This is a genomic window from Coprococcus sp. AF19-8AC (assembly GCF_003603115.1).
GTDB classification, from domain to species: domain Bacteria; phylum Bacillota; class Clostridia; order Lachnospirales; family Lachnospiraceae; genus Coprococcus; species Coprococcus aceti.
Genome location: NZ_QTMI01000002.1, coordinates 369427 through 383789, shown reverse-complemented (window position 1 = coordinate 383789; position 14363 = coordinate 369427). Strand labels below are relative to the sequence as shown.

At 45.2% G+C, this 14363-nt stretch carries 9 protein-coding genes; 8 read left to right on the top strand and 1 reads right to left on the bottom strand.

Going from position 1 to position 14363, the window contains the following annotated elements:
• Nucleotides 1-23: 23 nt before the first annotated feature.
• From trpC to DWX57_RS06475, 7 genes are all read left to right on the top strand, one after another.
• The gene (gene trpC, locus DWX57_RS06505; RefSeq protein WP_118017049.1) at nt 24-908 is read left to right on the top strand and encodes an indole-3-glycerol phosphate synthase TrpC; all 885 of its coding nucleotides are present in this window, start codon (nt 24-26) and stop codon (nt 906-908) included.
• Nucleotides 909-995: 87 nt separating this feature from the next.
• The gene (gene trpB / locus DWX57_RS06500; RefSeq protein WP_015534411.1) at nt 996-2180 is read left to right on the top strand and encodes a tryptophan synthase subunit beta; all 1185 of its coding nucleotides are present in this window, start codon (nt 996-998) and stop codon (nt 2178-2180) included.
• Complete coding sequence (gene trpA, locus DWX57_RS06495) at nt 2173-2943, top strand: tryptophan synthase subunit alpha (protein WP_207666509.1); 771 nt, start codon at nt 2173-2175, stop codon at nt 2941-2943. The genes trpB and trpA overlap by 8 nt, the downstream gene beginning before the upstream one ends.
• A 481-nt stretch (nt 2944-3424) precedes the next feature.
• Nucleotides 3425-3799: a hypothetical protein gene (locus DWX57_RS06490; protein WP_117549905.1), complete on the top strand. Its 375-nt coding sequence runs from the start codon at nt 3425-3427 to the stop codon at nt 3797-3799.
• Between the two features lie 195 nt (nt 3800-3994).
• Nucleotides 3995-5983 (top strand): excinuclease ABC subunit UvrB, encoded by a 1989-nt coding sequence (uvrB, locus tag DWX57_RS06485; RefSeq protein WP_120123272.1) that lies wholly within the window; start codon nt 3995-3997, stop codon nt 5981-5983.
• A 126-nt stretch (nt 5984-6109) separates the two neighbouring features.
• Nucleotides 6110-9004: an excinuclease ABC subunit UvrA gene (gene uvrA, locus DWX57_RS06480; RefSeq protein ID WP_120123517.1), complete on the top strand. Its 2895-nt coding sequence runs from the start codon at nt 6110-6112 to the stop codon at nt 9002-9004.
• A 40-nt stretch (nt 9005-9044) separates the two neighbouring features.
• Complete coding sequence (locus tag DWX57_RS06475) at nt 9045-9959, top strand: hypothetical protein (protein ID WP_120123271.1); 915 nt, start codon at nt 9045-9047, stop codon at nt 9957-9959.
• Between the two features lie 188 nt (nt 9960-10147).
• On the opposite strand, the gene fba is transcribed toward DWX57_RS06475, so the two are convergent.
• Nucleotides 10148-11017, bottom strand: coding sequence for a class II fructose-1,6-bisphosphate aldolase (gene fba, locus DWX57_RS06470; protein ID WP_022058049.1), 870 nt, complete (start codon nt 11015-11017; stop codon nt 10148-10150).
• Between the two features lie 339 nt (nt 11018-11356).
• Here fba and DWX57_RS06465 point away from each other — a divergent pair, with 339 nt between their 5' ends.
• Nucleotides 11357-14008 carry an ABC transporter ATP-binding protein/permease gene (locus tag DWX57_RS06465; RefSeq protein ID WP_120123270.1) on the top strand — a complete coding sequence of 884 codons (2652 nt, stop codon included), beginning with the start codon at nt 11357-11359 and terminating at the stop codon, nt 14006-14008.
• Nucleotides 14009-14363 lie beyond the last annotated feature (355 nt).

Below are 14363 nucleotides of genomic sequence, written 5' to 3'. Positions count from 1 at the left end.
AAAGTTGTATAGAGAGGTAAGAGATGATATTAGATGAGATAGCTGCAAAGACAAAGGAACGTGTGGCGGAGCAGAAGAAAAAAGTTCCTCTTGAGGAGATGAAGAGACAGGCACTTGATATAGTTGCCAGAGAGACGGATAACGGCAGCAGCCCATATAGTAAGTTCCCATTTAGGGATAATCTGGCAGCGGATGGAATATCGTTTATCTGTGAGGTCAAGAAGGCATCGCCTTCCAAGGGGCTTATCGCACCGGACTTTCCTTATGTTGAGATCGCAAAGGAATATGAGGCGGCTGGTGCTTCAGCCATATCGGTGCTCACTGAGCCGTTTTATTTCCAGGGAAGCAATCAGTTCCTGATGGATATAAAGAAGGAGGTAAATATACCGCTGCTGAGGAAGGATTTTACAGTTGACGAGTATATGATATATGAGGCAAAGGTCATAGGAGCCTCGGCGGTGCTTTTGATTTGCGCCATACTGGATGACGAGCAGCTTGCCTCATATCTTCGGCTTGCGCATGAACTTGGGATGTCGGCTCTGGTTGAGGCTCACGATGAGGATGAGGTCAGACGGGCGATAGCCTGCGGAGCCGGCATCATCGGGGTGAACAACAGAGACCTCAGAACATTTACGGTGGACATCATGAACAGTGTTCGTCTTAGAAAGCTGATACCGGATACGGTGCCAGCCACCCATATGGGGACGGAGGTACCTGTCACTGGTACAGGAGCTGCGGCTGACACTTTAGTACCCCAGAAGATGGTGTATGTGTCTGAGAGTGGAATCAAGGCAAAAGAGGACATAGACAGGCTCAAGGCAAATGGAACTGATGCGGTGCTCATAGGTGAGACATTTATGAGAAGTCCCGACAAGAAGAAGTTGTTTGCGGAACTTAGAGGCGAGTAACATATTATATAGAAGAAACACAATACAAAAGTGTAGAAATTACATTTGAAAATATATCTGAGAAGACAAAAACAGGAGGAAGAACATATGTCAAAAGGCAGATTTGGCGTTCACGGCGGCCAGTACATTCCAGAGACTCTGATGAATGCGATGCTGGAGCTGGAGGAGGCTTACAAGAAATATAAAGATGATCCGGAGTTCAACAGAGAACTCACAGAGATGCTCAACGAGTATGCGGGAAGACCTAGCAGACTTTACTATGCGGAGAGAATGACAAAGGATCTGGGCGGTGCAAAGATCTACCTTAAGAGAGAGGATCTGAACCACACAGGAGCGCACAAGATCAACAACGTAATCGGACAGATGCTCCTTGCCAAGAGAATGGGCAAGACAAGAGTTATCGCGGAGACCGGTGCCGGACAGCACGGTGTTGCAACAGCTACAGTTGCAGCCATGATGGGCATGGAGTGTGAGATATACATGGGCGAGGAGGACACGATCAGACAGGCTCTCAACGTGTACAGAATGAGACTTCTGGGTGCAAAGGTTCATCCGGTAAAGACTGGAACAGCAACACTGAAGGATGCGGTATCTGAGGCATTCCGTGAGTGGACAAGCAGGATCGATGACACACACTATGTACTCGGCTCAGTCATGGGACCATATCCTTTTCCTGAGATCGTCCGTGATTTCCAGGCTGTGATCAGTAAAGAGATCAAGGCACAGCTCATGGAGAAGGAGGGAAGACTTCCTGATGTCGTCATGGCATGTGTGGGCGGCGGTTCAAATGCCATCGGAGCTTTCTACGATTTCATACCTGACGAGAGCGTCAGGCTGATCGGCTGTGAGGCAGCGGGCAGAGGTGTTGATACATTTGAGACAGCGGCAACTATCGCAACAGGAAAGCTTGGTATATTCCATGGCATGAAGTCATACTTCTGTCAGGATGAATATGGCCAGATCGCACCTGTATATTCTATCTCAGCGGGACTTGATTATCCGGGAATCGGACCTGAGCACGCGTACCTTCACGACATAGGACGTGCAGAGTATGTGGCGATCACAGATGACGAGGCTGTGGATGCATTTGAGTATCTGTCAAGGATCGAGGGAATCATCCCAGCGATAGAGAGCGCACACGCTGTGGCTTACGCCATGAAGCTGGCACCTACAATGGACAAGGACAAGATAATAGTGATCAATGTATCAGGACGTGGAGACAAGGACGTTGCAGCCATCGCAAGATACAGAGGGGAGGATCTTCATGAGTAATATAGCAAAAGCATTTGAACATGGAAAAGCATTTATACCATTTGTGACATGTGGCGATCCGTCGCTGGATGTGACAGAGGAGGTAGTATACGCAATGGTTGAGGCCGGTGCAGACCTTATAGAGCTGGGAATCCCATTCTCAGACCCGACAGCCGAGGGTCCGGTCATTCAGGGCGCAAATATAAGAGCGCTTGCAGGCGGCGTGACGACAGACAAGGTATTTGACCTTGTGAGAAAGCTCCGCAAGAAAGTGACAATACCTATGGTGTTCATGACATATGCAAATGTCGTGTTCTCGTACGGTTCGGAGAGATTCATCAGCACATGCAGGGAGATTGGCATAGACGGTCTGATCCTTCCTGACATTCCTTACGAGGAGAAGGACGAGTTTGATGGAATCTGCAAGCAGTATGATGTGGATCTCATTTCACTCATCGCACCTACATCCCATGAGAGAATATCCATGATCGCAAATGATGCGAGTGGATTTGTATATTGCGTGTCATCACTCGGTGTAACCGGAACCAGAACCAAGATCACCACCGACATAGGAGCAATGGTCGATCTGGTGAAGAAGGCGAAGGACATCCCTTGCGCTGTAGGTTTCGGAATATCCACACCTGAGCAGGCAAAGCAGATGGCGGAGAAGTCAGACGGTGTCATCGTCGGTTCAGCCATCGTCAAGCTGTGCGCCCAGTACGGCAAGGACTGTGTGCCTTATGTGAGAGATTATGTGAAGAGCATGAAGGATGCGATGCGATAAGGTAGGAAATTATAGATACTAATTGGGGTATGCATTTGTGGATGCATATTTAAGAGAGTCGGAGAAATCTGGCTCTCTTGTGTTTTATAGATATATTTATAAATATGTTGACACCACAATTAGTTTTTGATATAACATATACATCAGCGATTGCTGATATCCATAATGAAAATTGAATAAATCATATTTTAAGTAGAAGAGTTTGAAAACATGATGAGTAGCAAGTGCTACAAGTCTGCGATCATGACTCTTTTTTTGTTGCCTTTCGGGCATGGGCAGATTTCAAATGAAAACTGAATATGCATCTGCCCGGTATCCGGGGCAGCAAAGAATACGGACACAGCGACTGTCGTCGGCTGAAAAATGACAGACCGGGGAGCGGGCACTGATAAGGTGTGAGCTGGTAAAGCTTCAGATAACACATTGACAACATTTTGTAGATTTATTTTAGGTTTATTTTTTCATTATGGAGGTAACGATTATGAGATATTCATTTACAGAAAAGACATCACACAGACAGCAGGAGACAGCATACATGCTTTATATGATCATCGGCAGCTATTTTCACAGATGCAGCTGCAGATCAAAGGCGCTTGAGGAGAATCTATTCCTTCATTATAAAGAGATGCCGGTAAAGCGTCAGGAAGAGAAAGAGTGGCAGATTATCAGAGTCAGCGAGGGCGTGCTTGGCGAATGTCTTGCCAGCATGGCGCAGATGAACGCGGAGGTATTCATCTCAAAGACAGATGAAATGTATGTGTTGAGATTCTATACTGGCTTTGAGGATATTGTGGTAACTGTTGATGATAAGGGACGCTATGATATAAGTCTGGTGGAGGATGAAATGGTGGCGTAGTGGTGATGTGTATAGCGTGAACAGAATGGTTAACTGGTGTATGATGGCGGTTGTCCGGGGTATAAATAAACTTGGACAGCTGTCATGTTTTTGCTTGATATAAGAACTAATGTTCGATATAATATAGGCAGGCTTTAGCCTGGGTGCTGCCATGAGAAGGTGGCAGTTTGTGTAAAGAATTTTGAGGAGATTTTCATGGATCATTTTGAATTGGTATCGGAATATAAGCCTACCGGAGATCAGCCGGAGGCTATTGAGAAACTGGTAAAAGGATTTAAGGAAGGTAATCAGTTTGAGACGCTGCTGGGTGTAACCGGATCTGGTAAGACTTTTACCATGGCGAATGTCATACAGCAGCTTAATAAGCCAACACTGATACTTGCACATAACAAGACTCTGGCGGCGCAGCTTTATGGGGAGATGAAAGAATTTTTCCCGAACAATGCGGTGGAGTATTTTGTATCATACTACGATTATTATCAGCCGGAAGCATATGTGGCGTCTACGGATACTTATATTGCAAAGGATTCGTCTATTAATGACGATATTGACCGGATGAGACATAGTGCAACAGCTGCGCTCATAGACAGAAAGGACGTAATCGTGGTCGCGTCTGTGTCGTGCATATATGGTATCGGTGATCCGGACGAGTACAGGAATCAGATGCTGTCATTCAGAGTCGGAATGATAAAGGACAGAGATCAGGTCATCGATGAACTGACAGATATACAGTATGACAGGAATGACATGGATCTGCAGAGAGGCACGTTCAGAGTGCGCGGGGATGTACTTGAGATAATACCTGTGTCAACATTTGACGATGGAATAAGGATAGAGTTTTTTGGTGATGAGATAGACAGGATCACAGAGTTTGATCCGCTCACTGGAGAGGGAAAGAGGGATCTGACATATACCTGTCTGTTCCCGGCGTCCCACTATGTGGTTGGACAGGAGAAGATGGAGAAGGCACTGAAGAGGATAGAGGCGGAGCTCAAGGACAGAGTTGCTTACTTCAAGTCAAAGGATAAACTCATCGAGGCACAGCGTATCGAGGAGAGAACTAACTTTGATATGGAGATGATGAGAGAGACTGGATTTTGCTCTGGTATAGAGAACTATTCCGGTCCGCTGGCTGGAAGATCAGCCGGAGAGACGCCGAGCACACTGCTGGATTTCTTTGATGATGACTTTCTTCTTATTATAGATGAGTCACATATGACTGTGCCTCAGGTTGGCGCGATGTATTCGGGAGACCGATCCCGTAAGATGAATTTGGTTGACTATGGATTCAGGCTTCCATCGGCACTTGACAACAGACCACTCAACTTCTCGGAATTTGAGCAGAAGCTTGATCAGGTCATGTTTGTATCAGCCACACCGGGCAAATACGAGGAGGAGCACCAGATGCTTATGGCTGAACAAATCATCAGACCTACAGGACTTCTTGATCCGCCGGTTGAGGTCAGACCGGTGGAGGGACAGATAGATGATCTGCTGAAAGAGGTCCGCAAGGAGACCGAGCAGGGACACAAGGTACTTGTGACAACACTTACCAAGCGTATGGCTGAAGATCTCACCAGCTATATGAGGGACAATGATATAAAGGTAAAATATCTGCACTCGGATATAGACACCATGGAGAGAGTTGAGATAGTGAGAGATCTCCGCCTTGGAGTATTTGATGTGCTTGTTGGAATCAACCTTCTGAGAGAGGGTCTTGATATACCGGAGATCACACTGGTAGCCATACTTGACGCTGATAAGGAAGGTTTCCTGCGATCGGAGACATCACTCATCCAGACCATAGGAAGAGCAGCCCGAAATGTGGATGGACATGTCATCATGTATGCGGATACTATCACGGGTTCTATGAAGTATGCCCTCGATGAGACGAGCAGACGTCGTGATATACAGCAGAAGTATAATGAGGAACATGGAATAACCCCTAAGACTATAGAGAAGAGCATAAGGGATCTCATAACCATAGAGGTGAAGAAGGAGGAACTTCCAGAGGAGGATAAGGACGCTGAGTCCATGACGAAGAAGGAGCTTCAGAAGGTTATCGCCAAGCTGACCAAGAAGATGAATATGGCGGCAGCAGACCTCAACTTTGAGGTGGCGGCAGAGATCAGGGATCAGCTCAAGGTGTATAAGGAGGCACTGAGAGATTATGATAAAGAATAGATGGATGCAGGGTAGATAATTAAGATATAACAAATATAAATAATAAAGAGAAAAGGTTAGATCAAGATGGAAGACAATAAGAATTATGAACGTGGTGAGCATCTGGAGAATATAACGGATGCGAGCATGAAAGATGATGATTATTTCAACGCCAGCAGGAATATTGACAGGAAGTATATTACTATTGAGGGCGCACGTGAAAATAATCTGAAAAATATCAATGTCAAGATTCCAAGGGACAAATTTGTTGTCGTGACAGGACTTTCGGGATCAGGTAAGTCTTCACTGGCATTTGACACGATATATGCGGAGGGACAGAGACGATACATGGAGTCGCTGTCCTCCTATGCGAGACAGTTCCTTGGACAGGCTGAGAAGCCGGACGTGGATAAGATAGAGGGACTTTCCCCTGCAATCTCCATAGATCAGAAGTCAACAAACAGAAATCCCCGATCCACAGTTGGCACTGTCACTGAGATATACGACTATTTCAGACTTCTCTATGCCAGAGTGGGAATACCACACTGCCCGAACTGTGGTAAGGTCATAAGCAGACAGACGGTTGACCAGATGGTGGATGAGATCATGAAGCTACCTGAGAGGACAAAGTTCATGGTGCTTGCGCCTGTGGTCAGAGGCCGAAAGGGAGAGCATGTAAAGCTGCTGGAGAAGGCAAAGAAGAGCGGATTTGTCAGAGTGGTAGTCGATGGCAGCATGTATGAGCTGTCGGAGGAGATAAAGCTCGATAAGAACAAGAAGCACAGTATAGATATAGTTGTCGATCGTCTGGTTGTAAGACAGGATGTGGAGAGGCGACTCACAGATTCCATAGAGACCGCACTTCAGCTTGCAGAGGGGCTTATGAAGATTGAGGTGATCGGGGAGAGGGATGAGAATGGTGTTCAGAAGGAGAATACCATTATCAATTTCTCAGACAGCTTTTCATGCCCGGATTGCGGAATCAGCATAGATGAGATAGAGCCGAGAAGCTTTTCGTTCAACAATCCATTTGGCGCATGCCCGACATGTGCAGGTCTTGGCTTCAAGATGGAATTTGATCCGGATCTTATGATACCCGATCAGAGTTTGTCGATAAATGATGGAGCCATAGTGGTTCTGGGATGGCAGTCGTGCAATGATGGCAAGAGCTATTCAAATGCAATACTCAGGGCACTCAGTGCGGAGTATGGATTCTCTCTTGATACGCCATTTCAGGATTATCCACAGGATATAAAAGATCTCTTATTATATGGAAAGAACTCACGACCGGTTAAGGTGCATTATAAAGGACAGCGCGGGGAGGGAGTGTATGATATAACATTTGAGGGACTCATAAAGAGTGTTGCCAGAAGATACAGGGAGACATCTGCGGAGTCCACAAAGGCCGAGTATGAGACATTCATGACTGTAACTCCGTGTGAGGTCTGTGGTGGTAAGAGACTTAAGCCGACAGCCCTTGCTGTTACAGTTGGAGATAAGAATATTGCTGAACTTACAGAGCTTCCTATCACAGAACTTGCAAAGTTTATGAAGGATCTGGAACTCACTGACAGACAGAAGATGATAGGTGCGGCCATACTCAAGGAGATCAGGTCGAGACTGCATTTCCTTATAGATGTGGGACTTGACTATCTGTGCCTGAGCAGAGGTACAAGTACGCTCTCAGGTGGAGAGGCACAGAGAATTAGACTTGCCACACAGATAGGTTCAGGTCTGGTCGGAGTTGCATATATTCTGGATGAGCCAAGTATCGGACTTCATCAGAGAGACAATGACAAGTTGATCGCAGCGCTCAAGAATCTGAGAGACCTTGGAAATACACTGATAGTTGTAGAGCACGACGAGGATACCATGAGGGCGGCGGATCACATCATAGATATAGGACCGGGAGCCGGAGCAAATGGTGGATATGTGGTAGCTGAGGGTACGGCTGAAGACATTATGAAATGTGAGAATTCTATCACCGGTGACTACTTAAGCGGCAGGAAGAAGATAGAGGTTCCGGATGTGAGGAGAAAGCCAACCGGATGGCTCACTGTCAAGAATGCTTATGAGAACAATCTCAAGCATATAGATGTGGACATACCACTTGGAATCATGACATGTGTGACGGGTGTGTCTGGTTCAGGAAAGAGTTCTCTGGTAAATGAGATCCTGTACAAGAAACTTGCGAGAAGACTCAATAAAAGCAGGGTTAAGGCAGGAAAGCATGACCATATCATCGGTTATGATGCTTTGGACAAGATCATAAATATAGACCAGTCACCTATAGGAAGAACTCCGAGATCCAATCCGGCTACCTACACAGGTACGTTTGACCTGATAAGAGACCTGTTTGCCGGTACAAAGGATGCCAAGGCAAGAGGTTACGGCAAGGGAAGATTCAGCTTCAATGTATCTGGTGGACGATGTGAGGCGTGTCGTGGAGATGGAATAATCAAGATAGAGATGCACTTCCTGCCAGATATATATGTGCCATGTGAGGTGTGCGGAGGAAAGAGATACAACAGGGAGACCCTGGAGGTCAAATACAAGGGTAAGAGTATCAATGAAGTTCTCGATATGACTGTTGATGAGGCATGTGAGTTCTTTGCAAATGTTCCGAGAATACTCAGGAAGATAGAAACGTTGCGAGATGTGGGACTAGGATATATCAGGCTTGGACAGCCATCCACCACTCTGTCGGGCGGAGAGGCGCAGAGAATCAAGCTTGCAACAGAGCTTTCGAGACGAGGAACAGGAAAGACGATATATGTGCTTGATGAGCCAACCACGGGACTTCATTTTGCTGATGTGCACAGACTTGTGGATATACTCAGAAGGCTCAGCGAGGGCGGCAACACAGTTGTGGTTATCGAACATAATCTTGACGTTATCAAGACCGCAGATTATATTATTGACATGGGACCTGAAGGAGGTGCTGGCGGTGGAACGGTCATTGCCAGAGGAACTCCTGAGGAAGTTGCGAAGATACCTCAGTCCTATACAGGACAGTATCTGAAGAGGTATCTCGATATGTAAGGGATGTGTCGAATAATTACATCGGAGGTAGATGACGAACATGGATGAACAGAATAGAGTAGAAGATATTGACAGAGTTGATGGCGGGTCGACTTCTGAGCAGAAAAAGGCTATGATGGCTGAGAATAGTCAGGCACAGAATGGTCAGGGTGTGCAGTCAGTTCAAGCACCATATAGTCAGGTAGCACAGCCAGCTCAGTCACTGTATCAGCATATGCCACAGTATGGCCAGCCGGTGCAGCATCCATACCAGCCACAGTCGCAGTACGGTCAGCCAGTCCAGCAGCCATATCAGCCACAGTCACAGTATAGCCAGGGAGCACAGCCAATGCAGACACCATACCAGCAGATGCCGCAGTATGGTCAGCCAACCCAGCAGCCATACCAGCCACAGTCGCAGTATGGCCAGCCGGTGCAGCATCCATACCAGCCACAGTCGCAGTACGGCCATCCGGTACAGCCAACGCCATACAACAACCCTATGGGATATATGGGATATGAGAACAGGCAGAACATACCTGATGATGTGAAGAAGGGATCCACACATGTACCTAATATGTTAAACCTGATCGGCATTATCATGGCTGTTGTATCAGTATTTATTCCTTATGCTTATATGGGGACAGATGCCAGAAGCATAGTTGGAGTGTTTGGGATAAATGTACTGTCAATGCTTGTTGTGGCGGTAGTTATTATAGCAGACGTGATCTGTGCATTTATCAACAAGGCAGGCTGTTATATAGCAGACCTTGTTATATCTATAGTTGTTGGCGGAATATTGATATTTGAATTTGTTCTGTCATTGATAGATCTTGGAAAGCTAGATGCAGCGGCAAATGCAAGACTCGGAGTCGGTGCATGGATCAGCGTGGCAGCGGCACTTTTCATGCTGATATCAGTTCCTATATGGTGGACAATCAGCAGAAAAAAGGATAAGGCAGAGAAGCAAGATTAGAATTTAGAAATTTATATTAGTGAAGAAAAAAAATAATATAAAAGAAAAATAAGTAAGAATAAGAACCCCATCATGGCTTGTGCAAGCTGTGATGGGGTTCCTTTAAGTTTACGTGAGCGATACTTGTCCGAAAGCTGTCGAACAGTTTATCGTTACATTTGTTAATTGTTCTGTTAAAGATCTGTTAATTAGTCGTTAGCCTTACCAACTGATCCGAAGAGTTCCATCTTCTCCTTAACAGTAGCCTTGATAGCCTCGAAACCAGGAGCGAGAAGCTTTCTAGGATCAAATCCCTTGCCCTCAAGATCCTTACCAGCCTCGATGTACTTTCTTGTAGCATCTGCGAATGATAACTGGCACTCTGTGTTAACGTTGATCTTTGAAACGCCAAGTGAAATAGCCTTCTTGATCATGTCAGCTGGGATACCTGTACCACCGTGAAGAACTAATGGCATAACGCCTGTCTTCTGCTGGATAGCATCAAGTGTCTCAAAGCTAAGTCCCTTCCAGTTAGCTGGGTACTTACCATGGATGTTACCGATACCAGCAGCAAGCATATCAACGCCGAGATCAGCGATAGTCTTGCACTCCGCTGGATCAGCGCACTCGCCCATACCAATAACTCCGTCTTCCTCACCACCGATAGAACCAACCTCACACTCGATTGAGAGGCCAAGCTGATGAGCTACGTTAACGAGCTCTGTTGACTTAGCAAGGTTCTCCTCGAATGGATAGTGTGAACCATCGAACATGATTGAAGTAAATCCAGCCTTAACACACTTGTAGCATCCTTCGTATGTTCCGTGATCAAGGTGAAGAGCTACAGGAACTGTGATTCCAAGTGACTCATCCATAGCCTTAACCATTGCTGCAACTGTCTCAAATCCTGTCATATACTTTCCAGCGCCCTCTGAAACACCAAGGATAACAGGTGACTGAAGCTCCTGAGCTGTGAGGAGAACAGCCTTTGTCCACTCAAGGTTGTTGATGTTGAACTGACCTACTGCGTAGTGACCAGCCTTAGCTTTCTTTAACATTTCTGTTGCTGAAACTAACATTTGTAAAATCCTCCGTAAAATTATATTTGGATACAATGTACCCACTTACGCTGATTATACCCCATATAATAAGAAAATAAAAGAATTTTTAGCCAAAAGTTCAACATATAGTTAGTTTGAACTTATCGATAGAAATGAAAAAAAATAAAACATTTATAAAGAATAGTCCGCCTTAATTGCATTGAAAAAAATTAAATGCTATGATTTGCCAGTAATACTGACAAATATTTAAAAGAGTAATGCATATAGAACATAATACGTTATGTGTATGCACACAGACGTGGCGCAAAGCACCTTACTATGCTTTTGCACAATATAATCTTAAAAAGGGAGGACGTAATGCTTCAGCTTAAGAATATCGTGAAGGATTATCACACTGGTGATGAAGTTGTTCAGGCACTTAAGGGTGTATCTGTGAACTTTAGGAGAAATGAGTTTGTGTCCATACTTGGTCAGTCGGGTTGTGGAAAGACAACGCTTCTGAACATAGTGGGCGGACTGGATCAGTACACCAGTGGAGATCTGGTTATCAATGGCAAGTCGACAAAGGATTTCAAGTCAAGAGACTGGGATTCATATAGAAACAATTCAGTCGGATTTGTATTCCAGAGCTACAATCTGATACCGCATCAGTCGGTACTGTCAAATGTAGAGCTTGCGCTTACTTTGTCTGGAGTATCAAAGGCAGAGAGAAGAAAGAGAGCGAAGGAGGTTTTGGAGAGGGTTGGTCTGGGAAATCAGATTCACAAGAAACCAAACCAGATGTCCGGTGGACAGATGCAGAGAGTTGCCATCGCCAGAGCACTCATAAACGATCCGGATATTCTGTTGGCGGATGAGCCAACGGGTGCACTTGACACAGAGACAAGTGTTCAGATCATGGAACTGCTCAAGGAGATAGCCAAGGACAAGCTGGTTATTATGGTCACGCACAACCCGGAGTTGGCACAGCAGTATTCAACAAGAATCGTAAAGCTCCTCGATGGAAATATAATAGATGACTCCAATCCATTTTCAGATGAGGATGAAGCAAAGGAGGATGACGGAAGTTATGAACCTAGAAAGACATCCATGAGTATGTTCACAGCGTTCTCGCTGAGTCTGAACAACCTCATGACAAAGAAGGGACGAACGTTCTTAACAGCATTTGCCGGAAGTATAGGAATCATAGGAATAGCACTTATATTGTCGCTATCGTCTGGATTCCAGAAGTACATAAACGATGTACAGGAGGAGACACTTGCCACATATCCAGTGCAGATAACAAAGAAAGCGATGGATTACAATGAGCTGCTCTCAAAGATGGTAGGTAACAACGAGGAGAATTCAGATCACAATCACGCTGGCGAGGACAAGATATATTCGGGAGATATCATGGGAGACATGCTCGTGTCCATGGTGTCAGATGTGAAGGAGAACGACCTTGAGTCATTTAAGAATTATATAGAAGACGATGCAAACGGCTTCACCAAGTATACAAGTGATATAACATACACATATGATACACCATTATATGTGTTTAACGAGAACAGTGCAAATGGCGGTGTTGCCCAGGTAAATCCAAGCACCACAATGGCAGATATGGGATTTGGAGGTATGGCGGAGGCACAGGAGTCAACGGCAGATTTCATGTCGGCGTTTAGTTACGGCTCATCATCAATGGACATGTGGACACAGATGCTTGACAATGACACTCTGCTTAAGCAGCAGTACGATGTACTGGCAGGACACTGGCCTGAGAACAAGAACGAGGTTGTACTTGTCGTCGACAAGAACAATGAGATAAGTGATTTTACACTGTATACTCTTGGACTTAGGGATTCAAAGGAACTGAGCGATATGGTTTCAACCATACTTGCTGGCGGAGAGGCACCGGAGCTTGAGCAGATGGTGTTTACATACGATGACCTTCTTAATCTCAAGTTTAAGGTTGTGCTTCCGGGCAATCTGTACAAGAAGAATGATGATGGAACATACACAGATATGAGTTCTGATGCTGATTTTCTGAAGTCTGCAGTGGCCGGGGGCCTTGAAGTAAAGGTGTCGGCAGTAATCAGGGCTTCGGATAAAGCGTATGCAACTACCATGCAGCCGGGATATATAGGTTACACATCGGAGCTTGCCAATTACATAGTTTCAGAGAACGAGAAGACAGATGTACTCAAGGCTCAGATGGATAATCCTGATACTGACATATTTACAGGAATGCCATTTTCAGATGGCAAGGAACTGACAGCGGATGATGTGGATATGGATTCTGTTATGCAGCAGCTTATGGCTTCAGGTCAGGTTACTGAGGACATGCAGGCACAGATGGCGTCCATGACCAAGGATCAGCTCTTCGATATGCTCAAGGGTTACGGTTTCTTCCAGGAGTCAACATCTACTTATGAGGATAACATGTCAAAGCTTGGATATGCAGAGCTTGCAAAGCCGGCTTCCATCAACCTCTACTGTGCAGAATTTGCGGATAAGGACGAGATAACAAAGCTTATAGACAAGTACAACGAGGATTATCCTGACAAGGAGATCACATACACTGATTACATCGGAATCATGCTGTCATCGGTGACCAAGATCATCAACGCGATAACCTATGTACTCATTGCATTTGTGGCAATTTCATTGATAGTTTCATCCATCATGATCGGAATAATCACATATATCTCAGTTCTTGAGAGAACAAAGGAGATTGGTATTCTGCGAAGCATAGGAGCTTCAAAGAAGGATATCTCAAGAGTGTTCAATGCGGAGACATTTATAATAGGTCTCTTCTCAGGACTCATAGGAATCGGCGTGACGGTGCTGATCAATATACCGATCAGTAAGGTGATAGAGAGTTATATCAACGTTGCCGGTGTATCGGCGCTTCCTTGGAAGGGTGGAGTGATGCTGGTAATCATCAGCGTTATACTGACATTGATCGGAGGACTTATCCCATCGAGACTTGCAGCTAAGAAGGATCCTGTTATAGCGCTCAGAAGTGAGTAATTATAAATTATCTGAATACAAAAAGAAAAGGCTGCCATCTCTGGCAGCCTCTTCTTTTTGTATTAAAAGGGAGTGACTGCAACTACATTATGTGAGGGGAGGGTGTTGCAGTCGTTTATGAAAAAGGGGATGTAAACAACTCGCTTACGCTCTCGCTGTTTACAGTTAATAATATACCGAGAAAATGTGTTCTAATTTTGGAGAAGTTGTGTAGAAAATGTGTTTTTCGGGTAAAAATATGAAGATGCTGTAAGAAATTTAAAGGATATGAAAACAGCATAAGGCAGACATGGTTAGAAATTAGAAAGGTAAGTAAAGGTATGAGACAAAATGTGTATTGTCTTGTTTATTTTTG